Source organism: Bradyrhizobium sp. STM 3557 (assembly GCF_045571465.1).
Classification (GTDB): domain Bacteria; phylum Pseudomonadota; class Alphaproteobacteria; order Rhizobiales; family Xanthobacteraceae; genus Bradyrhizobium.
The window spans coordinates 1,856,730-1,882,244 of sequence record NZ_CP120697.1 but is presented as its reverse complement, the minus strand read 5'-3'; the positions used below and the strand labels follow the sequence as shown (position 1 = coordinate 1,882,244).

Annotated in this window: 26 protein-coding genes; 13 read left to right on the top strand and 13 right to left on the bottom strand. The window is 65.0% G+C overall.

The genetic code is table 11. From position 1 onward, the window contains the following. Positions 1–48: 48 nt before the first annotated feature. From P6U24_RS08565 to P6U24_RS08545, 5 genes are all read left to right on the top strand, one after another. Positions 49–309 carry a hypothetical protein gene (locus tag P6U24_RS08565; RefSeq protein ID WP_407158703.1) on the top strand — a complete coding sequence of 87 codons (261 nt, stop codon included), beginning with the start codon at positions 49–51 and terminating at the stop codon, positions 307–309. A gap of 668 nt (positions 310–977) precedes the next feature. Continuing rightward, positions 978–2,120, top strand: coding sequence for a type III PLP-dependent enzyme (locus tag P6U24_RS08560; protein ID WP_407158702.1), 1,143 nt, complete (start codon positions 978–980; stop codon positions 2,118–2,120). Positions 2,121–2,275: 155 nt separating this feature from the next. Next, positions 2,276–2,881 carry a GNAT family N-acetyltransferase gene (locus P6U24_RS08555; RefSeq protein ID WP_407158701.1) on the top strand — a complete coding sequence of 202 codons (606 nt, stop codon included), beginning with the start codon at positions 2,276–2,278 and terminating at the stop codon, positions 2,879–2,881. 249 nt (positions 2,882–3,130) lie between these two features. Continuing rightward, a complete protein-coding gene (locus P6U24_RS08550) occupies positions 3,131–3,520 on the top strand; it encodes a RidA family protein (protein ID WP_407158700.1) in 390 nt (129 codons plus the stop codon). Between the two features lie 51 nt (positions 3,521–3,571). Continuing rightward, the gene (locus P6U24_RS08545; RefSeq protein WP_407158699.1) at positions 3,572–4,996 is read left to right on the top strand and encodes a homospermidine synthase; all 1,425 of its coding nucleotides are present in this window, start codon (positions 3,572–3,574) and stop codon (positions 4,994–4,996) included. Positions 4,997–5,140: 144 nt separating this feature from the next. Here P6U24_RS08545 and P6U24_RS08540 read toward each other — a convergent pair whose 3' ends face one another. The 8 genes from P6U24_RS08540 to P6U24_RS08505 form a co-directional block, all read right to left on the bottom strand. Beyond that, positions 5,141–5,467, bottom strand: a complete 327-nt coding sequence (locus tag P6U24_RS08540) for a hypothetical protein (RefSeq protein WP_407158698.1) — start codon at positions 5,465–5,467, stop codon at positions 5,141–5,143. 91 nt (positions 5,468–5,558) lie between these two features. Continuing rightward, entirely contained in the window at positions 5,559–6,578 is a 1,020-nt protein-coding gene (locus P6U24_RS08535; protein WP_407158697.1) for a WD40 repeat domain-containing protein, read from the bottom strand. Continuing rightward, a complete protein-coding gene (locus P6U24_RS08530; RefSeq protein WP_407158696.1) occupies positions 6,578–7,621 on the bottom strand; it encodes a CobW family GTP-binding protein in 1,044 nt (347 codons plus the stop codon). The genes P6U24_RS08535 and P6U24_RS08530 overlap by 1 nt, the downstream gene beginning before the upstream one ends. A gap of 63 nt (positions 7,622–7,684) precedes the next feature. Continuing rightward, positions 7,685–8,557 (bottom strand): metal ABC transporter substrate-binding protein, encoded by an 873-nt coding sequence (locus tag P6U24_RS08525; RefSeq protein ID WP_407158695.1) that lies wholly within the window; start codon positions 8,555–8,557, stop codon positions 7,685–7,687. A 9-nt stretch (positions 8,558–8,566) separates the two neighbouring features. Then, entirely contained in the window at positions 8,567–9,439 is an 873-nt protein-coding gene (locus tag P6U24_RS08520; RefSeq protein WP_407158694.1) for a metal ABC transporter permease, read from the bottom strand. After that, a complete protein-coding gene (locus P6U24_RS08515; RefSeq protein WP_407158693.1) occupies positions 9,436–10,194 on the bottom strand; it encodes a metal ABC transporter ATP-binding protein in 759 nt (252 codons plus the stop codon). Before P6U24_RS08515 ends, P6U24_RS08520 begins: the two co-directional genes overlap by 4 nt. A gap of 312 nt (positions 10,195–10,506) precedes the next feature. Next, the gene (crcB, locus tag P6U24_RS08510) at positions 10,507–10,884 is read right to left on the bottom strand and encodes a fluoride efflux transporter CrcB (RefSeq protein WP_407158692.1); all 378 of its coding nucleotides are present in this window, start codon (positions 10,882–10,884) and stop codon (positions 10,507–10,509) included. Between the two features lie 256 nt (positions 10,885–11,140). After that, entirely contained in the window at positions 11,141–11,740 is a 600-nt protein-coding gene (locus P6U24_RS08505) for a superoxide dismutase (RefSeq protein WP_407158691.1), read from the bottom strand. Between the two features lie 106 nt (positions 11,741–11,846). On the opposite strand from P6U24_RS08505, the gene P6U24_RS08500 reads away from it, so the two are divergent. After that, entirely contained in the window at positions 11,847–12,380 is a 534-nt protein-coding gene (locus tag P6U24_RS08500; RefSeq protein WP_407158690.1) for a GNAT family N-acetyltransferase, read from the top strand. 161 nt (positions 12,381–12,541) lie between these two features. Beyond that, positions 12,542–12,979 (top strand): DUF2147 domain-containing protein, encoded by a 438-nt coding sequence (locus tag P6U24_RS08495; RefSeq protein ID WP_407158689.1) that lies wholly within the window; start codon positions 12,542–12,544, stop codon positions 12,977–12,979. Between the two features lie 2 nt (positions 12,980–12,981). On the opposite strand, the gene P6U24_RS08490 is transcribed toward P6U24_RS08495, so the two are convergent. Continuing rightward, a complete protein-coding gene (locus tag P6U24_RS08490; RefSeq protein WP_407158688.1) occupies positions 12,982–14,130 on the bottom strand; it encodes a DUF3095 domain-containing protein in 1,149 nt (382 codons plus the stop codon). A gap of 170 nt (positions 14,131–14,300) precedes the next feature. Here P6U24_RS08490 and P6U24_RS08485 point away from each other — a divergent pair, with 170 nt between their 5' ends. Both P6U24_RS08485 and P6U24_RS08480 read left to right on the top strand, forming a co-directional pair. Next, complete coding sequence (locus P6U24_RS08485) at positions 14,301–15,101, top strand: RMD1 family protein (RefSeq protein WP_407158687.1); 801 nt, start codon at positions 14,301–14,303, stop codon at positions 15,099–15,101. 203 nt (positions 15,102–15,304) lie between these two features. Then, a complete protein-coding gene (locus P6U24_RS08480; protein WP_407158686.1) occupies positions 15,305–15,970 on the top strand; it encodes a DUF2278 family protein in 666 nt (221 codons plus the stop codon). Positions 15,971–15,976: 6 nt separating this feature from the next. Here P6U24_RS08480 and P6U24_RS08475 read toward each other — a convergent pair whose 3' ends face one another. Continuing rightward, positions 15,977–16,693, bottom strand: a complete 717-nt coding sequence (locus P6U24_RS08475) for an MgtC/SapB family protein (protein WP_407158685.1) — start codon at positions 16,691–16,693, stop codon at positions 15,977–15,979. A 172-nt stretch (positions 16,694–16,865) separates the two neighbouring features. On the opposite strand from P6U24_RS08475, the gene P6U24_RS08470 reads away from it, so the two are divergent. Then, a complete protein-coding gene (locus P6U24_RS08470) occupies positions 16,866–17,225 on the top strand; it encodes a hypothetical protein (RefSeq protein ID WP_407158684.1) in 360 nt (119 codons plus the stop codon). A 3-nt stretch (positions 17,226–17,228) separates the two neighbouring features. Here P6U24_RS08470 and P6U24_RS08465 read toward each other — a convergent pair whose 3' ends face one another. After that, a complete protein-coding gene (locus P6U24_RS08465) occupies positions 17,229–19,520 on the bottom strand; it encodes a heavy metal translocating P-type ATPase (protein WP_407158683.1) in 2,292 nt (763 codons plus the stop codon). 232 nt (positions 19,521–19,752) lie between these two features. On the opposite strand from P6U24_RS08465, the gene P6U24_RS08460 reads away from it, so the two are divergent. Further along, the gene (locus P6U24_RS08460; protein WP_407158682.1) at positions 19,753–20,745 is read left to right on the top strand and encodes a Bug family tripartite tricarboxylate transporter substrate binding protein; all 993 of its coding nucleotides are present in this window, start codon (positions 19,753–19,755) and stop codon (positions 20,743–20,745) included. On the opposite strand, the gene htpG is transcribed toward P6U24_RS08460, so the two are convergent. After that, positions 20,746–22,623 (bottom strand): molecular chaperone HtpG, encoded by a 1,878-nt coding sequence (gene htpG / locus P6U24_RS08455; protein ID WP_407158681.1) that lies wholly within the window; start codon positions 22,621–22,623, stop codon positions 20,746–20,748. An 80-nt stretch (positions 22,624–22,703) separates the two neighbouring features. Then, complete coding sequence (locus P6U24_RS08450; protein ID WP_407158680.1) at positions 22,704–23,909, bottom strand: MFS transporter; 1,206 nt, start codon at positions 23,907–23,909, stop codon at positions 22,704–22,706. Between the two features lie 369 nt (positions 23,910–24,278). On the opposite strand from P6U24_RS08450, the gene P6U24_RS08445 reads away from it, so the two are divergent. Beyond that, positions 24,279–24,932: a hypothetical protein gene (locus P6U24_RS08445; RefSeq protein WP_407158679.1), complete on the top strand. Its 654-nt coding sequence runs from the start codon at positions 24,279–24,281 to the stop codon at positions 24,930–24,932. Between the two features lie 94 nt (positions 24,933–25,026). Then, positions 25,027–25,437: a hypothetical protein gene (locus tag P6U24_RS08440; protein WP_407158678.1), complete on the top strand. Its 411-nt coding sequence runs from the start codon at positions 25,027–25,029 to the stop codon at positions 25,435–25,437. Positions 25,438–25,515 lie beyond the last annotated feature (78 nt).

The following is a 25,515-nucleotide window of genomic DNA, read 5'->3' as shown; positions in this document are numbered from 1 at the left end:
GCCGGCCTTTTCGAAGACATTGCGGCCACCAAAAGGACCCTAACGACCATGAGCGCACAGACCTCGCCGACCGCCTCCCGCCAGATCGTATGGCCAAGCGTCATCACCGTCCTGTCGGCCGCGATCCTGATCGGCGCCGAAGTGTTCGGTGCCGCGTTCGCCGGCGGCTGGGCGCTCTCGATCCTGCTCGGGCTCGGCGACACCGGCACGCACATCCTGCAGGCGGTGCTGTTCGGGCTCGGCGTCCTCGTGATGATCGGCTTCATCCGCGCCGCGCAGCGCGTCGAGCCTTTCGTGAAACGCGCCTGACCGTGAAGCGCGCCTGACGCGCGGCGCGCGAAAACACTATCCTGCAAGCGCGAAAACGTTGCGCCGCTTTAAGCTAGCTTAACGTTCGTTCAGGCTTCGTCGCGCCCGCTGTGCTCTGCAAGCACACGTTAGGGAAATCTCTCGCGACGTCGGAAAATTTTCTTGCGATCAACAATCAAAACGCTTATGTGCGGACTTGCCCAATTTCGCACGTGCCTGTGGTCGTGTGTCAGTCGGTAGGTATCCGGACAAGAGGCCGGACAGCCGCCAAGGGATGAGGAACCGAGGGGCGCAGGGGTCGATGACCCAAGCGCCCAGCATCTCTCTCAAGAGATGCCTCGTTGAAGGTCCCCTCGCCTCTTGCAACCGTGACTGGCAGCCGGAGGCGAACCGGCGCACCCCGCTCTCAACGGGGGACGCGACTTAAAGCAACGACGGATCGGGCTTTTTTGGTCTCTACCGGCAGTCCAAAGCCGGCGCGGGCTACTGAAAAGGCTTGTCCTTCATTGCCAGGTGTGCGGGCGGGAAATGTCCCAACCAATCCACGGCAGCACAATTCGGCTCTAGGTCCGAGGCATCTCCGCGTCTCCATCACGCGGCGGCGCCAAGGCACCTGTGCCGAGATCATTTTGAACGGGTCTCGTCGCTGGGGCCGTTTGGAGGGTGCTATGACCGAACGTATCCGGGAATTCCTGCGCAACCGCCGCGAGGAAGGTCTGGACACCGAGCCCTGTCTCGTTGTCGACCTCGACATCGTGCGCGACAACTACATGAGCTTCGCCAAGGCGCTGCCGGACAGCCGCGTGTTCTACGCGGTGAAGGCCAATCCTGCGCCCGAGGTGCTGTCGCTGCTCGCCTCGCTCGGCTCCTCCTTCGACACCGCGACGGTGGCGGAGATCGAGATGGCGCTGGCGGCCGGTGCGACGCCGGACCGCATCTCCTTCGGCAATACGATCAAGAAGGAGCGCGACATCGCGCGCGCCTACGCGCTCGGCATCCGCCTGTTCGCGGTCGACTGCGCCGCCGAGGTCGAGAAGATCTCGCGCGCCGCGCCGGGCGCCAAGGTGTTCTGCCGCATCCTCTATGACTGCGCCGGTGCCGAGTGGCCGCTGTCGCGCAAGTTCGGCTGCGACCCGGAGATGGCGGTCGAGGTTCTCGATCTCGCCAAGCGTCTGGGCCTGGAGCCGTGCGGCATCTCGTTCCATGTCGGCTCGCAGCAGCGCAAGGTGAAGGCGTGGGACCGCGCGCTGGCCATGGCCTCGACCGTGTTCCGCGACTGTGCCGAGCGCGGCATCAACCTGACCATGGTCAACATGGGCGGCGGCTTTCCGACCAAGTACCTGAAGGACGTGCCGCCGGTCGTGCAGTACGGCCGTTCGATCTTCCGGGCGCTGCGCAAGCATTTCGGCAACCAGATCCCGGAGACGATCATCGAGCCGGGCCGCGGCATGGTCGGCAATGCCGGGATCATCGAGTCGGAAGTGGTGCTGATCTCGAAGAAGAGCGACGACGACGAGGTGCGCTGGGTCTATCTCGACATCGGCAAGTTCGGCGGTCTCGCCGAGACCATGGACGAGTCGATCCGCTATGCCATCCGCACCCCGCACGACGGCGCGGAGATGGCGCCCTGCGTGCTCGCCGGCCCGACCTGCGATTCGGCCGACGTGATGTACGAGAAGCTGCCGTATCCGCTGCCGGTGACGCTCTCGATCGGCGACAAGGTGCTGATCGAAGGGACCGGCGCCTATACGTCGACCTACTCGTCGGTGGCCTTCAACGGCATCCCGCCGCTGAAGACCTACCACATCTAAGGCGCGCTTCTCTCCCGAGCGCCGGGTGGGGCTCTCCCCCACCCCGATCTCCCCCGCATGCGGGGGAGGGAGCGACAGAGCTGCAAACCCTCACTTGATTTGACGTGCTTCCGCGCGGGCAATGCCTGCTGCGGCGAGCCGGGGACTGACGTGCCATGACTGCTGTGCTTGAGGCTTCTCTTGCCATCCCGACTGCGCCCCTTCGGACTGCCGTTCCGTTCGTGATCCGTGCGGAACGTGCCTCCGACGTCCCGGCGCGCGAAGCGCTGCTCGATGCCTGCTTTGGCGACAACCGCCATGAGCGGACCTGCCAGCGCCTGCGCGACGGACGCGCGCCCGCCACAGGCCTCGCCCTGTCGGCGGTCCGCGACGGCCAGCTCATTGGGACCTTGCGGTTGTGGCACGTCAGCGCCGGTGGGCGCGACGCGCTGATGCTGGGGCCGCTCGCCGTCGATCGCGACGCGCGCGGCCGCGGCGTCGGCGCCGCGCTGATGGACGAAGCGCTCGCAATTGCAGAGGCGCGCGGCCATGGCGCCGTGATCCTGCTCGGCGATGCGCCCTACTACGCCCGCCATGGCTTCACGGCCGAGAAGACGGCCGACCTGCAGCTTCCGGGGCCGTTCGAGCGCGAGCGCCTGCTCGGCCGCGAGCTCACCACCGGCGCGCTGGACGGCGCCTTCGGCATGATCGTGGCGACAGGGGCGGCCGAGCGCAAGCCGCGGCGCGGGCGCAAAGCGACGCCGGTATCATGCGCGGCCTGATGGCCCGCGCGCCCCGAAATGGGACAATCCAGCGTCGCCCCTCCCTGGTGCCCACGCTGGTTCTGATCCTGCTCGCGATCATGATCGTGCGGGATATCGTGGTGCGGCGCTGGACGGGAACACCGACCGCACCGCCGGACGTCACGCGGTCGCACTAGCCGCAACTCCGCCTGGCAGCCCCGTTTCGAGGGGTTGCGCAGGTGCAGCAAAAGCCCTTAAACCCCGGCCATATCGCTTAGGAAATCCGCCATGTCCCGCCGCCTGATCTCCACCGGTTCGCCGTTCGAGAAGACCGCCGGCTACAGCCGCGCCGTCGTCGACGGCGACTTCGCCTTTGTCGCCGGCACCACTGGCTACGACTACACGACGATGACCATGCCGGCGGACGTCACGAGCCAGTCACGCAACTGTTTCAAGACCATCGCAGCTGCGCTGAAGGAGGCCGGCTTCGACATGGCCGACATCGTCCGCGCGACCTACTACCTCACCGACATCAAGGATGCCGATGCGCATTTCGCTGTTTGTGGCGAAGTTCTCGGCGAGATCCGCCCGGCCGCCACAATGGTGGTGGTGGCGGCGCTGCTCAAGCCCGAGATGAAGGTCGAGATCGAGGTCACGGCCAAGCGCCGCAGCGCCTGACACGATCAGCATCCGTTCTGTTTAACGCACCTTTCCCGGAGAAGACCATCCATGAGCTCGCAGATCCACGCGAAGATTTCCGGCCCCATCGTGATGATCGGCTTCGGCTCGATCGGCAAGGGCACCCTGCCCCTGATCGAGCGGCACTTCGATTATGACAAGACGCGCTTCGTCATCATCGATCCGCATGACGATGGCGCGCTCGCCAAGAAGCATGGCGTGCGCTTCATGCAGCAGGCGGTGACCCGCGACAATTACCGCGAGCTGCTGGTGCCGCTGCTCACCGAGGGCGGCGGCCAGGGCTTCTGCGTCAATCTCTCGGTCGATACCTCCTCGGTCGACATCATGACGATGTGCCGCGAGATCGGTGCGCTCTATATCGACACCGTGGTCGAGCCCTGGGCCGGGTTCTACTTCGACAAGAAGATGGGCGTCGAGCAGCGCTCGAACTACGCGCTGCGCGAGACCCTGCTGGCGGCGCGCCGCAAGCATCCCGGCGGCACCACTGCGGTCTCCACCTGCGGCGCCAATCCCGGCATGGTGTCCTGGTTCGTCAAGCAGGCGCTGCTCGACATCGCGCGCGATACCAAGACCGAGTTCAACGAGCCGAAGAGCCGCGAAGGCTGGGCGCAGCTCGCGCACAAGCTCGGCATCAAGGGCATCCACATCGCCGAGCGCGATACGCAGCGCTCGAAGAACCCGAAGCCGATGGACGTGTTCGTCAACACCTGGTCGGTTGAAGGCTTCGTCTCCGAAGGCATGCAGCCGGCCGAGCTTGGCTGGGGCACGCACGAGAAGTGGATGCCGGACAACGGCCGTACCCACGCCGAAGGCTGCGGGGCCGCGATCTACCTGATGCAGCCCGGCGCCAACACCCGCGTGCGCTCCTGGTGCCCGACGCCGGGCGCGCAATACGGATTCCTGGTGACCCACAACGAGTCGATCTCGATCGCCGACTATTTCACGTTGCGCGACGGCGAGAAGGTGGTCTACCGGCCGACCTGCCACTACGCCTATCATCCGGCCAATGACGCGGTGCTGTCGCTGCACGAGATCTTCGGCGCTACCGGCAAGATGCAGCAGAAGTGGCACATCCTGGACGAGAACGAGATCGTCGACGGCATCGACGAGCTCGGCGTGCTGGTCTACGGCCACGCCAAGAACGCCTATTGGTACGGCTCGCAGCTCTCGATCGAGGAGACCCGCCGGATCGCGCCCTATCAGAACGCGACCGGCCTGCAGGTGTCCTCCGCCGTCCTCGCCGGCATGGTGTGGGCGCTGGAGAATCCGACCGCAGGGATCGTCGAGGCTGATGAATTGGACTTCCGCCGCTGCCTGGAAATCCAATTGCCTTATCTGGGCCCGGTCAAAGGCTTCTACACCGACTGGACCCCGCTCACCGACCGTCCCGGCCTGTTTCCGGAAGACATCGACACGTCCGATCCCTGGCAGTTCCGGAATATTCTGGTGCGGTGAGCGAGTAATCCGCTCTGTCGGTCCATATACAATCGTCATGCCCCGCGCAGGCGGGGCATCCAGTACGCGGCGGCAGCAGTTAAGATCGAGACGCCCGTGACTACTGGATCGCCCGCCTTCGCGGGTGATGACAGCGGAGCATAATTACTTCTTCTCGATCGGCGGAGCGACCTTCTCGGCGGGTGCGGGCGGCAGCGCAGGCTTGGCGCCTTCCTTCTGCGCTTCCGGCGCAGGCGTCGCCGGCTCGGGCGCCGGCGTGGTCGGACGGGTGCCGCCGGGCTTTGATTCAGCGGGCGTTGGAGACGGCGATGGAGATGCAGACGGCGAAGGCGTCGCCTGCGCCATCTGGTCCAGATGCCCGGCGCGAATTTCCGTCAAGGACACCGCGATCATGACGGCCCCGGTCGCAAACAGACCAGCTGCGAGCAGCAAGTCCTTGCGCAACGTCCGTGTGCTGTTCCCTGAGGCCATCATCGTCACCCGCGAGTCTGTCGGGGATCAACGACCATCCTCGAACGCGGTTCCCCGGAGAGGGGTCTAGGGAACCGCGGCGACAGCCGACCTAGAGCTTCAGGAGCCCCGCCTCGCCGCTCTCGTCCGCGAAGGCAAGCCAGGTGCCAGCGGCGTTCCAGGCCAGCCCGGCGATCGGCGGCGTGCCGTTGCGGCGGACCAGGATCTCGGCGCCGTCATGCATGCGCACCATCAGCACCGTGCCATCTTCATAGCCGCCCGCAAGCACGTCCTCCCTGGGATGGCAGGCCACAGCCGTCACCTTGGCCTGCAGCGGCGCCAGCATCGCCGGCTCCTTGCCCATCGGGCCGTCCTTGCCGACGAACGGCCACATGATGACCATGTCCGCTCCCGAGGTCGCGAGATAGCGGCCGCCGGCGCCCCAAGCCATCGATTTCACCCGCGAGGGATAGCCGGTCATCCGCATATGACGGTTGTCGGCCAGACGCCACCCGTGCAGCGCCGGCTCATGCATGGAGGTGACCAGGAACTTGTTATCCGGGCTGAAGGTGACGCCGAGATGCGAGCCGGCCCAGGCGAGAAATTCCGGCTCGCCCGCCATGTTCGGAAACCACAGCGTGGCGCCGTTGTAATGCGCGATCGCAAGCCGCAGGCCCTTTGGCGCGAATGCCAGCCCGCCGACAGTGGATGGTACGTCGAGCGACTTCTCCTCGCCCTTGGGAGGGCGGACGAAGGCAGTCTTGCCGACCGACCATGCAATGGCGCCGTCGCCGTGCAAAGCGACGTTGTCGATCCAGCGCCGCTTCGGATCGGTCGCCAGCACGCTGGTCTCGCCCTTCCTGTCGAGCGCGACCACCTGGCCATTGTCGCAGCCCATCAGGATGCGCGCGCCGTCGGCGACGGCCGAAAGGATGCCGCCACTCGTGACCTCGACCTTCGAGACGGCGCCTTCGTTGTCGACGAAGGCGACGCTCTCCTCGGTGCCGACGAAGGCGGCACGATCGCCGAGATAATGCACGGCGGCCACGCCCATGCCGAGCGAGACAGATTTCACCTTGTCGGTGACCGAGACGATGGATGCGGGCTCGCCGCTGGCGTCAGACGAACTCATCAGGTCACGATGCAGCGCTCGAAGCCTTCGCGAATGGCCGCTTCCGGCAATTCGCGACCGATGAAGACGACGCGGCTCTCGCGCTTCTCGCCGTCCTTCCACTTCCGCTGATGATCACCCTCCAGCATCATGTGCACGCCCTGGAACACGTAGCGGTCGTCATCGTCCTGAAACGACAGGATGCCCTTGGAGCGCAGGATCTTCTGGCCCTCCGTCTGCACCAGGTTCTGCAGCCACGGCATGAACCTGGAGGGATCGAGCGGCCTGTCTGATCGCAGCGACAGCGATTGCATCTCCTCGTCGTGATAGTGCTTCAGGCCGTGACCATGATCATGGTCGTGATGATGATTGTGATGGCGGTGATCATGATCATGATCGTGATCGTCGACCTCGAGGAAGTCAGGCTCGATCTCCAGGATGCGGTCGAGATCGAAGGCGCCGCGCTCCAGCACATCAGTGATGCCGACCTGGCAGCGCTCGGTGCGATGCAGCTTGGCATAAGGATTGATGCCGCGGATGCGGGCCTCGACCTCGGCAAGTTCGGGCTTTGAAACGAGGTCGGTCTTGTTCAGCACGATGACGTCGGCGAACGCGATCTGGTTCTTGGCCTCGGGCGCATCCTTGAGCCGGTCGGACAGCCATTTGGCGTCGGCCACCGTGACGACCGCATCGAGCCGCGCATTCTTCTGCACGTCCTCGTCGACGAAGAAGGTCTGCGCCACCGGCGCCGGATCCGCAAGCCCCGTGGTCTCGACGATGATCGCGTCGAACTTGCCCTTGCGCCGCATCAGGCCGTCGATGATGCGCACGAGATCGCCACGCACCGTGCAGCAGATACAGCCATTGTTCATCTCGAACACTTCCTCATCGGCGCCGACGATGAGGTCGTTGTCGATGCCGATCTCGCCGAATTCGTTGACGATGACGGCGTATTTCTTGCCGTGGTCCTCGGACAGGATGCGGTTCAGAAGCGTGGTCTTGCCGGCCCCGAGATAGCCGGTCAGAACCGTCACGGGGACTTTTTGGGAAGTCGCGTCAGACATACTCACTCCGGGGAAAGGTGCTGAAACCTGCAAGGATGCTTTGCGCCGCAAAAGCCTTCCAAATCAAGGCGCGAGCGCGCTGGTCAGGGTCTTTATATTGTGCCTGACCATGTCAATGTAAGTGGGGGCCGGGCCGTTTTGGTCGCTCAGGGCGTCGGAATACAGCGTTCCACCCACCTTGGCGCCGGTCTCCGTGGCGATCCGGCTGGCCAAGCGGTCATCGTTGAAATTCTCCAGGAATACCGCCGGAATCTGCGCCTGCTTGATCTGGCCGACAATCTCGGCGAGATCCCGCGCGCTGGGCTCGGTCTCCGTGGAGACGCCGAGCGGCGCGATGAACTGAATGCCGTAAGCCTCGCCAAAATAACCAAAGGCGCTATGCGTCGAGATCACCTTGCGCCGCGCAAGCGGGATCTTGTCGACCGCCGCATGCACGTCGCGATCCAGCGCTGCGAGCGCGGCGAGATAGTGTTCGACATTGCCCTTGAACACATCGGCGTCGGCCGGATCGACCGCGGCTAGCGCTGCACTGATGTTGCGCACGTAGATCATGGCATTCTTGACCGACTGCCAGGCATGAGGATCGGCATCCGCGCCGCGCTTGAGCGGCGTGATGCCCTGGCTCGCGGTCACCACCTGCGCCTTGCTGGCGGAGGCCTGCAGCAAACGCGGCATCCAGCCTTCAAGGCCAAGCCCATTGATGATGACGAGCTTCGCTGCGCCGACGTCGCGCGCGTCATGCGGCGAGGGCGTGTAGACATGCACATCGCTGTCCGGCCCGACCAGCGTCGTGACATCGACCTTCTCACCGCCGACCTGGCGGGCGAAGTCGCCGAGGATCGAAAAGCTCGCCACCACGTTCAGACGATCAGCAGCCAATGAGGGTTGCGCGATGAACGCGCATGCGAGGCAGATCAGGGCGGAGCACAGACGCATGGGAAGACTTCAAGCTTCGAGATGGCGACCGGGAAACAACTGGGAGACCACGCCGCCGACACGGCCGAACAGCACCGAGCCGAGATAGAGCATGGCGGCGACCAGGATGATTGCGGGACCCGAGGGAATGCGGGTCTGGAATGACAGCACCAGGCCGATATAGCCCGAGGCGATCGCGGATGCCACCGCGATGCAGATCATGGGCGTGATGTCGCGCGACCAGAACCGGGCGATGCCGGCGGGCAGAATCATCAGCCCGACGGCAAGCAGGGTGCCGAGCGCCTGGAAGCCGCTGACGAGATTGATCACGATCAACGCCAGGAACACCAGATGCGCCGGCGCCCCTGCCCGGCTCACCGTGCGCAGGAACAAAGGATCGACGCTCTCGATCACCAGCGGGCGATAGATCACCGCGAGCACGAGCAACGTGATGGTGGCGTTGATCGCGACCAGCAGCAGGGTCGGGTCGTCCATCGCCAGGATGTTGCCGAACAGGACGTGCAGCAGGTCGACATTGGTGCCCTTCACCGAGACGATGGTGACACCGAGCGCAAGCGAAGCGAGATAGAACGTCGCAAGCGACGCATCCTCCTTCACCCCGGTCGAGCGCGAGACGAGGCCGGCAAGCAACGCCACCGCAAAGCCGGCGACCAGGCCGCCCGTGGTCATCGCGAACAGGTTGAGACCTGAGAGCAGGAAACCGATGGCGGCGCCTGGCAGGATCGCATGCGCCATCGCATCGCCGACCAGACTCATCCGGCGCAGCATCAGGAACACGCCGATCGGGCCGCCGCCGAGCGACAGCGCGATCACGGCGGCGAACGCGCGGCGCATGAACTCGAACTCGGAAAACGGGCTGAGAAGGATCTGGCTGATCATCATGCCGCCCGCGACGGCCGGTGGGTGGGCACGCAGGCGGCTGCGGTGTCGTCGAAGGCCTCGCACATCCGGCGCGCGGCGAGCAGGTTCTCGGACGTCAACGCCTCGGATGTCGCGCCCCAAGCGACCGGCTCGCGCGCCAGCAGCAGGCTTTGCGGGAAATGCGCGCGTACCATCTCCAGATCGTGCAGCGCCGCCAGCACGGTGCGTCCTTCTGCATGCCATTGCGCGATCAGCGCCAGCAGATCGGCCGAGGTCTTCGCGTCCATCGCATTGAACGGCTCGTCGAGCACGATCACGCGCGCGTCCTGCAGCAGCACGCGCGCGAACAACAACCGCTGCATCTGCCCACCCGATAGGGTGCCTATGCCGCGATTCTCGAATCCGGTCAGGCCGACCGTCGCGATCGCCAGCGCGATTGTCTTGCGTGCCGCCGCACCAACGCCGCCGAAGATGCCGGTCGCACGCCACAGCCCGGTGCTGACGAAATCGATCACCGAGATCGGGAAGCTGCGATCGATGTCGGCGACCTGCGGCAGGTACGCGATGTCACGCGCATCAAGGCCGCTCATGATGATCCTGCCGGCGAGCGGCTTGAGCAGACCGACGATGCCGCGAAACAGCGTCGACTTGCCGGCGCCGTTCGGGCCGACCACCGCGAGCAGCGCGCCGGTGTGCACCACGCCTGTGAGATGATGCACCGCCGGGTGACGGTCATATCCGAGCGTGACGTCGTCGAAAGTGAGCTGCGCGGCCATGGCCCTCATCTCATCGCCAGCCAGACGACGGCCCACAGCCCGGCGCTCGCAGCCGCGGCGGCCGCAAGGCGCGCCATGACTGGCATGCGCAGGATCGACCATGACATCGGCTGCGCCGGATGCGGCATTGCCGGACCGTGGCTGTGCCCGTGCCCGGAGGCGCGGCCATGACCATGGCCGTGATGTGGATCGGCTGGAACCATCTGATGATGTTATATTATAACATTACAGCTGTCCAATACCGGGCAGAGTTGTCCAACAACCACCTCGTTTACAATCGAGGTATTATAACACCTCTACGGAACTCGTGCGTCAGCTCAGCCAGCGGATCAGAGCCAATCCCGCGAACAGCCCGGCAATCGACAGCATGACCGACCCGGCGACGTAGGCGGCCGCAAGCTCCAGCGCGCCCCGCTCATAGAGCAGCGCGGTGTCGAGCGAGAACGCCGAAAAGGTCGTGTAGCCGCCAAGGATGCCAGTCATCAGGAACAGCCGCCAGGGCTGCGAGGCCTCCCCCTTGAAGGCGAGGTAGCCGGCGATGAGGCCCATCACGATCGAGCCTGTAATATTGATGATGAAGGTGCCCCAGGGAAAGGCGGTCCCGATGCATTTGGCGCAGGTGACGTTGACGGTGTGGCGGAGCGAGGCGCCAAGCCCGCCGCCGACGAAAACCAGGAGATAGTTGAGCACGCTGCGTCCGCTTGTTGCATCCGGCCATGCTGTTGTGCCGTATGCCGGCGGCTGCCGCAAGCAGAAGGGCGGCAGCTTGCGCCGCCGCCCCCCAAACATTCTCCCTCATTGCGAGGCGTCTAACGCAACCTCATTGTCATCGTCCGCGAAGGCGGACGATCCAGTACGCCGTGACATCTCGGTTCGATCTCTTCCGCCGCGGCGTACTGGATGCTCCGCCTGCGCGGAGCATGACGGTGGTGGAGATGGCGGGACCTCAGCCCACCTTGCCGAACAGCTCGTCGACATACTCCCAGTTGATGAGGTTCTCGACGAAAGCCTTCAGATAGTCCGGACGGCGGTTGCGATAGTCGATGTAGTAGGAATGCTCCCAGACGTCGCAGCCAAGGATCGGCGTGGCGCCGTGCACCAGGGGATTCTCGCCGTTCGGCGTCTTGGAGATCTCGAGCTTGCCGTTCTTGACCTGCAGCCAGCACCAGCCCGATCCGAACTGACCGGCGCCCGCGGCGGCGAAATCGGTCTTGAACTTGTCGAAGCCGCCGAGGTCCTCGTTGATCTTCTTCTCAAGCCGGCCCGGCAGCTTGGAGCCGCCGCCATTCGGCTTCATCCAGCTCCAGAAATGGATATGGTTGTAGTGCTGACCGGCATTGTTGAACACCGCAGCGTTCTTGTTAAACGACCCCTTCACGATCTCTTCGAGAGACTTGCCTTCGAATTCAGTCCCCTTGATCGCATTGTTGCCGTTGGTCACGTAAGCCTGATGGTGCTTATCGTGATGGAATTCCAGCGTCTCCTTCGACATATAAGGCCCGAGGGCATCATAGGCGTAAGGGAGGGGGGGAAGGGTAAAGGTCATGGCGTGATTTCCGCAACTTGTGGGAGGACTGGACTTAACGGGACCCCCTTATAGAAGGTTCCATGAGTGTAAAACACCGTGAATTTGGAAAAAGCAGGCCCACTCCATGAGCATCGAGATCGAGGTCCTGAATGGCGATGCCGCCTGGAAGCTCGCCGAGCCGCTCTACCAAGCGATCTGGCCGCCCGAGGTCGTCGCCACATTGCCTTGGGCCGGCGTCACCTTTGCGCATGCCGATCTGCGCGTGCTGGTGCAGGACGACGCCGGCGACGTGATCTGCCATGTCGGCCTCTATCGCCGCATCATCACCTGGAACGGGCAGAAGATGCATGTCGGCGGCATCGGCGGCGTGCTGACCCGCGCCGACGTCCGTAATAGAGGCCTTGCGACGATCGCGCTGAATGCGGCGATCGAGACGTTTCGTGCCGAAGATTCGGTCAATTTCGCGATCCTGTTCTGCGAGCCCTATCGCGCGCCGTTCTATATGGCGCGCGGCTTCAGGCCGTTCGAAGGCGACGTCTATGTCGAGCAACCAGACCGGGGCCGTGTGCGATTCGATGCGATCGCACCTTACGTGCATGATCTTAAGCGCACCGCGCCGACCCGCGGCACGCTCGATCTCTGCGGCCTGCCCTGGTGAGGCGTCCGTCTCTGAGACAAGGCGGCAAGGCATTGAGACGCATACCGGCGCGAGCGAGATCGACACCGGCTCGTGATGTGAAGTCATGGGACAAAACGGCGCAAGCCGATTGCGCGGCCGTCATTTGCTGATATGGAAACCACCTCGATTCAGGGGGCACCATGATCAGTCAATTGCGTTTCGCCGCGCTCGCTCTCGCGGCCTTGTTCATCGTCGCGCAGCCAGCCTTCGCCGCCGACGATGCGGCCGGCACTTGGCTCACCCAGGCTGGGGACGCCAAGGTGAAGGTTGCAAAATGCGGCGGCGGCCTGTGCGGCACGGTGGTCTGGCTGAAGCAGCCCACCGACACGGACACCGGCAAGCCAGCGGTCGACAACAAGAATCCTAACCGCGAGCTGGCGAACCGTCCGATCATCGGCCTGCAGCTGTTCGAGAGCATGCACGCCGATGGCCCTAACCGATGGTCGGGCCGGATCTACAACGCCGATGACGGCCAGAGCTACGACAGCCACATCTCCGTGCTGGGCCCCGACGCGCTCAAGGTCGAAGGCTGCGTCGGCTCGCTCTGTGGCGGCGAGACCTGGACACGAGCGAAATAGTTTCAGCCCGTGGCTTTCAGCGCCGTGGCCGCGGATGCATAGCCGCCGCGGGCACCGTCGATGAAATGCACATGATCTGACCGCACCGCCGATGGTGTGAAACAGGTCATCATGGCCGCATCCTGGGGGTGCAGGCCATAGCGCACGATGCCGCGCGCGGCAGCCTCGGTCAGCCGCGCGTTCAGCTCGTCCGCCAGTTCCTGCGTGCAATCCAGGATCATGCGCAGGGCGTCATCGTATTTGCGGAAGTCGGAATTCTCGACCACCTGCTGCCGATAGACGGCTGGAACGAAGCGGCCGACCCGAATGCCGAAGCGCATGATCGCATAATAAAGCAGCGTGCGGCCGAGCACAGAGGCGCGCCGTCGCGCCAGCGAGCCGCCACGCGCGGCACGCGCCTCGAAATCGACGCCCTGCGGTGGCCAGCGCAGCGGCGGTCCGCCCGCCGGCACCGGGCGGCCCGCATCCGGGCTGCGCTCGACCAGTGCGACGATCTTTTCAATGGTCTCGCGATAGGCGGCTGGATCGGCCCCGCGCGCCGGCAGCACCAGCACCGAGAGGATCAGCCCGCGCGATGCGGTCATCTCCTCGAACCGGCAGGAGAGCCCGGACAAATCGGGCTGCGTGCCCGGCGGGGCCGGCGCCACGGCGAACTCGCCGCGCTTCATCGCGGCCTCCGCCCAGCCGAGCCCGCCGCCGGAAAACATCGCATAGGACAAGTTGGCGGATGGACCAAAGCGCGCGATGCGGACGTCGAGCCCCTCGGCGCGGATCGCAGCGATCGGCACCAGCGCGACCCGCATCTTGAGCCCGAGATCCTCGGCGACCCAGATCGCGGTCGCCGCCAGCGCCGCGCGCGCCACCGCGACCTGATCAGGGGCAACCGCAAAGCTCGCGCCATCGCCGCCGAACACGAAGGGAAATTCCCGGCCCTCCAGCGCATTGGTCACCGCCGCAATCACCGCGGCGCCCGCCATGTTCACCGCCTTGTAGCGGCGCTCGGCGATCGCCTTGGTCGACTCTACGACATCAGCGACGCCGACCGTCCAGTCGTCCGGCAGCGGCCTGTAGAGCGCAGGGTCCATGAGGCGAGCGAAGCTGCGGAAGACGGGAATGGAGCCGTAGAAGTCGGTGGCATTGGCGTTCGACATGGATCGATCATCCATCCCCATTGCGACCTCGGCAAGGAGATACGGCCCGCAATCACAGCGGGTTCAACTTGCGCAAATTGAATTCAAATTCACACGAAAGCAAAGACCTGCCTGCGGGATCACAGCTCGACCTCATCGAAATATTGCCCGGGCCCTGCTACGCTCGACCGATGAATGTGCAGAACCCACCTGCCCCCGGCCTTAACGCCCACGCGCTGCAGCTGGCCGACCGCATCAACACTGCGGGTTTCGAAGGCAATGTGCTGTCCGCGACGCCGCTCGCGGTGCGTATCGGCGAGACCGGCATGGCGGTGGTGTTTCGCTATGGCGTCGTGGTGTTCATGGGCCTGTCGCCGCAGGAGGAGAGCGCGTTCCTCGATCGGCTGAGGCCCCGCCTGTTCGGCGTGATCAGCCCGCACGAGGAGGAGACGGCGAAAATCCAGCTGGCGCGCGAGGCCGAGGAGATCCCGGTTGGCGGCCCGGTCCTGGTCCGCGAATTCTCGCTGGAGCGGCTGTTGATCGTGGCCGACGCGCTGGCCAAGAGCGTCGTGCTCGGCCGCGGCGAGCGCGAGATCGCGGGCGTGTTCGATATCATCGATCCGTTCGCGCGCGAGCTGGCCAAATTCGGCCGCACCTCGAAGAGCCGCACCGCGATGCTCAAGCTGCTCGGCGAGGCTCTGCTGGTGCAGCACCGGGTCTCCGGCCGCGTCGCGGTCGGCGAGAAGCCGGATGCGCTGTGGGACCGGCCCGACCTGGAGCGGCTCTATGCGCGGCTCGAGGACGAATACGAGCTCAGCGAGCGCGTCGAGACGTTGAACCGCAAGCTTGCGGTGATCGCGGAGACGGCGACGACGCTCGCCGACATCATCGACACCAAGCGCTCGCTGCGGCTCGAGATCATCGTGGTGATCCTGATCGCGGTCGAGGTCGTGGTCGCTGCCTACGACATCTATGTGCGTGGCGGGCATTGAACCGGAAGCACCGTATCGCCGACCAAAATCCATGGTTGTGTCGGGATGCCGACACACAGACATCGTATCGCGATCAGGCCGTAGCCCGTCGGGATCGGCCAGGCCGTCTCGCCCGGCGGCCGTGATGCACCGGTCGCGTCCGGCGACGTCGGCCGTTGCACCAAATAGCGCCGACCGGCTGAACAGGCGCAGGAGGGTTTGTCGTGACGCTGCCTTACGGATTCGTCAAAGCCAAGATGGCCTCCGAGCCGCATTTGAAGCCCAGCCGTCACCATCACGAAATCCAGTATCACCTGCATTTCAGCCTGCAGGTCGATGGCGGCAACTGGGACGTCGCGGTCAATGTCGGCACGAATGACGCCGACGACTTGCTCAAATACAAGCTGGTGTTCGACTTCCGTCACCCGATCATCCAGACGCTGGCAAGCGCCGAGCCCGGTCCGCATGATCTGACCGACCAGGACGCGCTGCCTGCGCTCGACTTCCTGCGCAGCACCGACCTGCTCAGCAACACCGGCAAATGGCGCGACAGCGACGTGATGGACGGCTCCGACCAGACCGAGCCGGTGGCCTCGCTGAAGCGGCTGCTCGTGCGCGCCCATCGGGAAAGCCGGGATGTCTACATCTTCGGCCGCTTCTACAGCGAAAGCAACGGCATCCACGACGTTCATCTCAACCAGGGCTCGACATCGAGCTTCATTCACCGCGCCGGCGACGATTCGAACGACCACAACGACATCTGGCAGGACGGCGCCGTCATGGTGGATATCGGCGAGCCGGAATGGGCGGCCTATTTCTCGGCGTTCAACCAGCAGCTCGTTCCGACCGACGAGCTCGGCAATCCGCTGCCCGACAGCGTGACAATCTGAGGCAGCCTATTCCAGCGCACTGACGTTCCAGGTGGCGTGGCGTACGCCCGGCATTCTGGCAAGATCGGCGGCGACGCGGTCGAGCTCCGCAGCATCGACAGCCAGCGGCACCAGCGTCGCGATGATCTCGACATTGTCCTCGGAACGATAAGCGACCTCGGTCTCGCGCACCGGGTATTTGGCGGCTTCCAGCCGCTCGTCGAGCGCTTCCCTGATCTCGGCAGCACGTAAGCCATCCGTGGTCACCACGATCTCGTAACTGGCCTCGGACGAATGCACGTTGAGGGGGATGCGGTCGATGGCGTTGACCAGCGGCCGCAGCAGCGTGTTGCCGGCCAGCACGAACACGGTCACCGCCGCCGATTGCGCTACCAGGTCGGCGCCCGCGCAGGCGCCGACCGCGGCGGACGCCCACAGCGTGGCAGCCGTGTTGAGGCCGCGCACGTTCATGCCCTCCTTCATGATCGCGCCGGCGCCGAGAAAGCCGATGCCGGACACCACATAGGCGACCACCCGCACGCTGCCGTCCGTGCCGGTCAAATGATTGCCGAGGTCGACGAAGGCCGCGGCGCCGACCGAGACCAGCACATTGGTGCGCAGGCCGGCCGAGCGCTGCCGGTACTGCCGCTCGGCGCCAATCAAGGTGCCGAACACGAAAGCCGTGAACAGGCTGACCAGCGTATCGAGGAAGTCATAGAGCTGGAACGTATGCAGGAACTTCATGAACGCGCCTCGACCTCCTCATTTGCCCACCATGCGGCAAGGCCGCTCATTCCCTTGGATGGCCGACCATATCGGGCAGTTTCCTGCACGAATTGGATTTGATCGGAATCAAACGTCGTCTCGCCCGGTTCAGCTAGGCTGCCGTGCTTAACAGAAGAATGACAAGACGAACATGTCGGGCCAACGGGACCACAGCCCTGCCGTCCGACCCGGAGAGGACGTTGTCAGCGCCGTCGAACTGTCGCAGCAGTTGACGGCCGTCGTCGATGCCTGGGCGGAGGCACATCGAATCACGCGCGCCGACGCCATCCGCCGGCTATTGGAGCTTGCGCTCGCAGCATCACCGCCGATTCCGGCGGAGACCCCGTCCGGCGATCCCCTCGCGATCGAGCGGGAGGCGATCAGGCAGATCGAAGAGATGCTCGATCCTGCATTGCCGGCTGGCGAACGTGAGCGCCGTATTCGCCGCCTGACCGAGGGGCCACCGGAATTTTCCAAGCAGCGGGTGGATCTGCCAAAACATCGGACCTGAACGTCAGGCGGCCTGCACCGTCACCGCCTCGTAGATGTCATCTTCCTGCGCCGTGTGCATCCGCACCAGAATCTCGATCGCCTCGATGGCGCGCTGAGCATCGCGAACGACATAGCGATCGATCTTCTCCGAAGGCAGGTCGCCCGCGATCCGGTCGAGCAGCCTGGCGAGATGGAGAATTTCCCGATGCGCGCGGCTCATTGCCGCCAGGCCGTGATGCTCGTGCAGCAGCCTCGCGAGCTTCGGATAGATCGAACCTTCATCGTCGCGCTCATGTGCGACCACCCGGTCCTGCACCAGCTGATTGGCTTCCGTGATCAGGCCGGTGCAACTCTCGGGCGCGGTGTCATCGAGCGCGTCGACGATCGCACGCAGGCGGTCGAGGCTGCGGATCAGGGTCTGATGCTCGTGTCGCAGCCCGCGCCCATCCTCCATCGTGATCCGTCCCGCGGCATGAGGATGCGCCGGCAATAGCGCCCGCAAGGCATTGAGGATCACGGCAACGTCGATCGCCTCCTGCACCAGCGCCGCAGGCACCGGCTGCAGCCAGCCGAATGCCGCAGCGCCCATTGCCAGCAGCGACAGGCTCATGCCGGCGACGATGCTTTGCACCGCGATCCGCCGCGCACGCTGCGCGATCATGATGGCTTCGCCGACCCGGTCGAGCCGATCGGCAAGGATCACGACGTCGGCGGCTTCCGACGACGCGCTGGCACCGCGCGCGCCGAGTGCGATGCCGACATCGGCCGACGCCAGCGCCGGCGCATCGTTGATGCCATCCCCGACCATGATGGTCGGCTGCAACCGCTGCTCGGTCCTGACCGCATCGACCTTGTCGGACGGCACGCGGTCGGCCAGCACCGCATCGAGATCGAGCGCCGCACCGATCGCCTGGGCCGCCGCCGCGCGATCGCCGGTCACCATCACCATGCGCGCGATGCCGGCCTGGCGCAGCAGCCGGATCGCGCGCGGCGTGTCTGCGCGCAATTCGTCGGCCAGCAGCAGCGCGCCGATCAGCCGGTCATCGACGGCGACGAACACGATCAGCGCGGCGCGCCATGATGCGCGCCGGATCGCGCGGCGTGCCCAGGGCGCGGGGCTCGCCTGGCCGAGAATCATGTCAGGGGAGCCCGCGCGAACGTGACGGCCCTCGATGGTGCCCTCCAGCCCCGAGCCCACGCATTCCCTGACGCCCTCCGGCACCTTGAGTTTCAATCCACGCGCAGCCGCGGCCTGCACGATCGCCTTCGCCACCACGTGATGCGAAGCCTGCTCCAACGAGGCGCCGAGCAACAGCGCGAGGTCGGCGCTTTCTCCTGGCGCGGCCTCGACTGACAGCAGGCGGGCGCCGCCGACCGTCAGCGTCCCCGTTTTGTCGAACAGCACAGTACGCGCCCGCGCCAGCGCCTCCAGCTTGCCGCCGCCCTTGACCAGGATGCCCGCACGTGCGGCGCGCGCCACCCCGGCGATGAAGGCCACCGGCGCCGCCAGGATCAGCGGACAGGGTGTCGCCGCTACCAGCACCGCAAGGCTGCGGGTCAGGTCGCCGGACGCGAGCCAGGCCAGCGCCGCGATCAGGAGGCTTACGGGCAGGAAAACAAGCGCATAGCGATCGGCGAGCCGAACGAACGGCGCCTTGGCCGTCTGCGCCGCCGTCACCAGCCTGACGATCCCGGCATAAGTGCTCTCGCCGGCCGTCGCCGTCACCGCCAGCTCGAAAGTCTCGCCCGCATTGACTGCGCCGGACAGGACGGCAACGCCGCGCGATTTTGTGACCGGTATCGGCTCGCCGGTCAACGCCGACTCATCGAGCACGGCAACGGTCGATTCGACGACACCATCGACCGGCACGACCTCGCCGGCCCGCACCATCAACCTGTCACCGACCGCGACCTCCGCAACCGGAATATCTTCGATGCCGCCACCAGTCCGGCGGTGGGCCTCGCGCGGCGCGCGGTCGACCAGCGCCCGCAGATCATGCGCGGCGCGTGCGACCGCGATGTCCTCGAGCACATTGCCACCGGAATACATCAGCGCCACCACGGCGCCGGCGAGCGGCTGTCGCAGCGCGACGGCCGCGCTCATCGAGACCAGCGCGATCGCATCGACTCCGAGCCGGCCATCCAGCACATCGCGGACGATCGAGACCACAAGACCCAGAATCACAGGCAGGGTCGCCAGCGTGAAAGCAAGGTCGGCAAGGTCGGAGCGGTCAGCGGCATGGGCCAGACCACCGGCGGCAAGACCTGATACAGCGATCGCAACCAGCATCCATCGCAGAATGCGCTCAAGCATGATCGGCAGATCCGTGAACGATAGCGATCGCTATCGCCCGAAATCTCCCCTCATGGCTTGACCGAAATCAACGCTTGAACCGCAGCCGGAGGCTTGCCGCGTGAGGCGGTGTCAATCGGGAGGGTTAACCGGATGACAGTTTGCTCGTTGCGATTTGAAATCTGTCCTTTACGAAGTTGAGGCGAATTGGCGCTAGCCTGACTGCTGACGAACAGCCCAGGCGAATGCCGGCATGCCGATTGACGGGACGATTACGAGACGAGCGCTGCTGCGTGCGGCCACCTGCACCGCGATGAGCGCGCTCGCAGGTCCCGGACTGGCCGAGGCGGCCTATCCCTCGCGCAGCGTGACCTGGGTTCTTCCCTTTGCGGTGGGAGGAGCGACCGGGCGTCTCGCCCGCCCCATCTGCGAGCGGCTCAGTAGCCGGCTCGGCCAGCCCTTCATCCCTGAGAACAGGCCAGGCGCCGGCGGCAATGTCGGCACCAAGAGCGTCGTCGATGCCGCACCGGACGGCTATACGATCCTGGCGACGTCGACCGCGAACGCCATCAACGTCACGTTCGATCCGTCGCTGCCGTTCGATGCCGCGCACGACCTGATCCATGTTGCCACGCTGGCGCGCACGCCGCTGCTGCTGCTGGTCAGCAACGAGCTGCCCGTCAAGACGCTCGCCGAGTTCCTCGCTTATGCGAAGGCCAATCCGGGCAAGCTCAGTGTTGGCTCGGCCGGTCCCGGCACCGTTCAGCACCTGTCGGCGGAGCTGTTTCGTGCGATGGCCGGCCTGGAATGGACGCATGTGCATTATCGCGGCTCCGGCCCCGGCCTGGTCGATCTGTCGTCAGGCCATGTGCACGCGATGTTCGACAATATCGCCTCATCCCTCGAGCTGCTGCAGGGTGGCAAGATCCGGGCGCTTGCGGTCACGACCCGCGACCCGTCCAAGCTGATGCCCGATCTGCCGCCGATCTGGACTGTGCTGCCGGGCTTCGAGACATCAGGCTTCTACGGCGCGGCGGTACCGCGCGGCACTCCGCAGGAGATCGTCGACTTGCTCAACCACGAGATCAATCTGGCGATCGCCGATCCCGCGATCCGCAAGGCGTTCGACGAGATCGGCGCCATTCCGATCACGTGCAGCGCCCGCGACTGCGGCGGCGTGTTCGCCGCCGAGATCGTGCGCTGGCGCCAGCTCATCGCGCTCTCCCGCGCGAGCAGCAACGGCTGATCAGGCGGCTACGCCCTGCAGGACCAGCCGATTGAGCCTTGCCGCGAACGCGGCCGGATCCTCCGGCAGCTCGCCATCCAGGATTTGCGCCTGCTCTAGCAGCAGGAAGGAGAGATCGTCGACTTTGGCCTGATCGGCCGCAGCCTTGGCGGTCGCCAGGACGAGCGGATGGCGCAAATTGATCTCCAGGATCGGCTTGCTTCGTTCGCCGCGCGCCTGCTGCGACAGGATCCGCTCGAGCTCACGATCCGGACCATGGCCGCTTGCGACGAGGCATGACGCGCTGGTAGTGAGCCGCGTCGACGCCTTCACATCGCTCACGCGCTCGCCAAGGCTTGCCTTGATCAGCGCGATCGTGTTGGCCTCGTCGGCCGCCGGCTCGTCCTTCTTCTCGGCCTTCTCCTCTTCGGTCAGTGGAATCGGATCGAAATTGATGTCGCCCTGGCTCAGCGACTTCAGCGGCTTGCCGCCATATTCGAGCCGTGCCGAGGTCCAGAACGCGTCGACCGGATCGGTCAGCAAGAGCACCTCGACGCCGCGCGCCTTCGCCGCCTCCAGCCGCGGATTCGACTTCAAGCGCTCGACGCTGTCGCCGACCAGGAAATAGATCTCGGTCTGATTTTCCTTCAGGCCTTCGACATATTGCTTCAGCGACCTCCGCTCGCCGCTGGTGGTGGTGAAGCGTGATAGCGCCAGTAGCTTCTCGCGGCGCTCAAAGTCCTCGTAGATGCCTTCCTTGATGACGGGACCGAAGGCATCCCAGATCTTGTCGAAATTCTCCGTATCCTTCTCGGCGAGTTGCTCAAGCTCGCCGATGACCCGCCCGGTCACGGCCTTGCGGATCTGTGCGAGCTGCGGATTGTTCTGCAACATCTCGCGCGAGATGTTGAGTGGCAGATCCTCGCTGTCGACCACGCCGCGGATGAAGCGCAGGTAGGCCGGCATCAGGTCGGCATCATCGGTGATGAAGACACGCCGGACATAGAGCTTGACCTTGCCCTTGCGCGCCGGCTCGAACAGATCGAACGGCTTGGTCGAGGGTGCGAACAGCAGCACCGCGTAGGAATAGCGGCCCTCGGCGCGATAGTGCAGCGTCATCGCCGGCTCGTCGAAGGCATTGGCGATCGACTTGTAGGCCTGCTTGTAGTCGTCGGCGGTGAGCTCGGACTTGGAGCGCTGCCACAGCGCGCTGGCCGAATTGATCTGGCGCGGCTCGCCCTCTTCCGGCACCAGCAGAATCGGAAACTGGATGTTGTCGGAGTAGACGGTGACGATGCGCTCGATCTGATAGGTTTCAAGATACTTCTTGGCGTCCTCCTTGAGGTGCAGCACGATCTCGGTGCCGCGGGTGACGCGAGCCGCCTCCTCCTCCGAGGCCGGCGCAACCTCGAAGCCCGAGCCGCCCGACGAGGTCCAGGTCCAGACCTCGTGCGAGCCGGCTCTCCGGCTGATGACGCGGATGCGATCGGCCACCATGAAGGCGGAATAGAAGCCGACGCCGAACTGGCCGATCAGGCCGGCGCCATCCTTGGCCTCCGACAGCTTCTGCACGAAAGCCTTGGTGCCGGAGCGGGCGATGGTGCCGAGATGGTCGATCAGCTCCTGCCGCTCCATGCCGATGCCGGTGTCGGCAACCGTCAGCGTATCGGCGGCCTTATTGGGAATGATGCGGATCTTCGGCGCCTCGCCGTCGCTGATCAGCTCCGGCCGGGCGATCGCCTCATAGCGGAGCTTGTCACAGGCGTCAGAGGCGTTGGAAATCAGTTCACGCAGAAAGATGTCAGTTTCCGAATAGACCGAATGCACCATCAGGTGCAGCAGTTCGGAAACTTCGGCCTGGAAAGGTTGGGTCACGGGGGCGGTGTCGGTCATCGTCATACGTCGGCCCAAAGAGTGGAAGGGAAAACGTCGATATAGCGCCGACACCGCCGGGATCAAGTGTGCGAAGCACGCCCCCTTCACGCTGGCACAAGGGCTTCGCGCTGCGGCCGTGCCGTGAACGTGAAGGCCACCGCGACCGCGCCAAGAGCGACGCCGGAGGCGCCGAGATAGAGCCACATGTAGCTGTTGAAGGCATCGAAGATGCGGCCGCCCGCCCATGGGCCGAATGCCATGCCAAGGCTGGACGCCATGGTCATGGCGCCGAACAAGGTGCCCATGATGGCCTGGCCGAAGGACTCGCGTGCCAGCACCGCATACAGCGGCATCACGCCGCCGTAAGCGGTGCCGAACACGACGGCCAGCGCGTAGAACTGGCCGAGACGGTCGACCACGAGATAGGTCGCGATCGCGAAGGCCTGCACCAGCAGCCCCGCGATCAACACCCGCTTGGCGCCGTAACGGTCGGCGAGCAGGCCGAGCAGGATGCGGCCGCCGAGCCCGGCAAGCCCCTCGACGCTGTAGATCGAAACCGCTTGCATCGGCGGGATGCCGCAGCCAATCGCGTAGCTGACCATGTGAAAGATCGGCCCGGCGTGCGCGGCGCAGCAGAGGAAGAAGGTGGACGACAGCACGACGAACTGGGGCGAGCGGAAGGCTGCGCTGAGCGACAGCGCCGGCGCCCCGGACGACGCGCCTGCCAATGCGGTCTCCCGCGCCGCGACCGGCGGCCGGCGAACCAGCAGCGATGCCGGGATCAGCAGCGTCCAGGCACCGATGCCGATGATCAGCATCGCGCTGCGCCAGCCATAGCTCGCGATCAGCCAGCTTGCGAAAGGCGAGATCGTCATCGGCGCGACGCCGACGCCGGCCGACACCAGCGACACCGCCAGGCTACGGTTCTCCGTGAACCATCCCGTGGCGGCTGCGATCATCGGCGCGAAAAAGGCGCCGGCCGCCAGCCCGACCAGAAGGCCATAGGTGAGCTGGAACTGCCAGAGCTCACTGGTGCGGCTCGCCAGCGCCAGCCCCGAGCCGAGCAGCACCGCGCCGGCAAGCGTCACCAGGCGCGGGCCGATCCGGTCGCTGAGCGCGCCCCAGCCGAAGCCCGCAGCGCCCATGACCAGGAAATCCAGCGTCATCGCAGTCGATATGCCCGTGCGCGACCAGCCGGTCTGCCCCGACATCGGTGCCAGGAATATTGCCAGCGAGAACATCGCGCCGATGGCAACGCAGGTCATCAGGGCGCCCACCGCGACGATGACCCACCGATACGACAAGTTCATCTGCTCTCTCCCATTTTCGTCCTGTTCCCCTGCAAGACGAATGGCGGGTGTCGTTTGCGACAGTGCCTCGGAATTTTTTTCGGGGTGGGCCGCGGCCTCGCTGCTCCCGATGCAGCCGAGCTGGTCCCTGCCAGGATTTGGAAAAGTGAAGCAGCAGAACGCATGATTTGATCTTGATCAAAGCGCATCAGCCAGCATGCAGGCAAGCTGATTGGTTGGCCCTGCCAAAAGAGCGCTGATTTGTCAGTTGCACATGCAACTAATCATACTGACGCGATCATTTTCACTGTGACAACATCATTGTGTCACGGCACGTTCACGCAAGCAAACTACGCGTCCCGCCATTCGACAATGGCGAAGGACATTCGCATGACCAGCTTCAAGCGGACACTGCAGACGCAACGCTTCGACGATTATCGCTACTATCACCAGAGCCGGATCAATCAGACGCTGCATCTGATCAGCGCCGTGATCTTCCTGGTCTGCTACGCCCTCCTGTTCAAGGATCCCGCGCTGTCTGGACTGGTCGGCTGGCTCGCGATGCTGACGCGCCAGACCGGACATTTCTTCTTCGAGCCGAACGGCTATGACGAGGTCAACGGGGTCAGCAACGAGCACAAGGAAGCGATCAAGGTCGGGTATAACCAGAAGCGCAAGATCGTGCTGCTGGTGGTGTGGGGCTTGGCGCCGGCCTCGCTAATTCTCGCGCCCACGCTGTTCGGCCTGTTCCCACCGCCGGCCGGCCGGATGGACTTCGTGCGCCATGTCGGGGTGCTGTGGCTTCTGGTCGGTATTGGCGGCGGCCTGTTCCGCATGATCCAGCTGTTTGCGATGCGAGGCGTCGGCATCGGTTTGATCTGGGTCACCAAGGTGCTGACCGATCCGTTTCACAATATCGCGCTCTACTGGCGATCGCCGCTGGCGCTGCTGCGTGGCGAGATGATCGACCCGACGATCAAGGGCGCGCGGTGGGCCGAGGAGGAGACGGACGGCGACGCCGAGCCGACGCCGCACCTGACCTGAGGGGGCGGAATACAATTCACACGCGTGAAATGGAACAAGTGCGAGCTTCTGAAGTTGCGGCCTCAGTGCTGGTGGCATTCAGGAGCTCCTCCCCATGTGTGACTACAGCTTGCATACCGTCGCCTCCCGAGACGCCGAGATCTCCGACGTCCTGGTGTCGTGCCGCTTCCCCGACACCGAGACCCGCGGCTTCTGCACGGCCGACGATCCCTTGACGGCGGTGTGCCTGCGTCCGGGCACCGAGCTCGCCTTCGAAGCCGACGTGCGGGTGAAGGGCTTCATCTTCCGCCGCAAGATCGGCGCCCATCTGGCGCGCTTCCGCCAGGTCGACATCCACAGGCCGACCGAGCACCACGACGCGCTGGAATTCTCCAACGGCCGTATCGTCAAGGTCACCGACCTCGCGACCGGCCAACGCGCCCGCGTGCTGCAGCTTCCGGCCGAGCCCGCCATCAAGCGCGCCGCGACGCCCGAGATCGTCGACCTGCGGGCACCGCTGCCCTAACCGTCGGGCAATTTTTTCGCCAAGGCGGGGTTGGGAAACGGCCAGCCTTGGCGCATATCTGCCTTCAGGGCAAGCCGT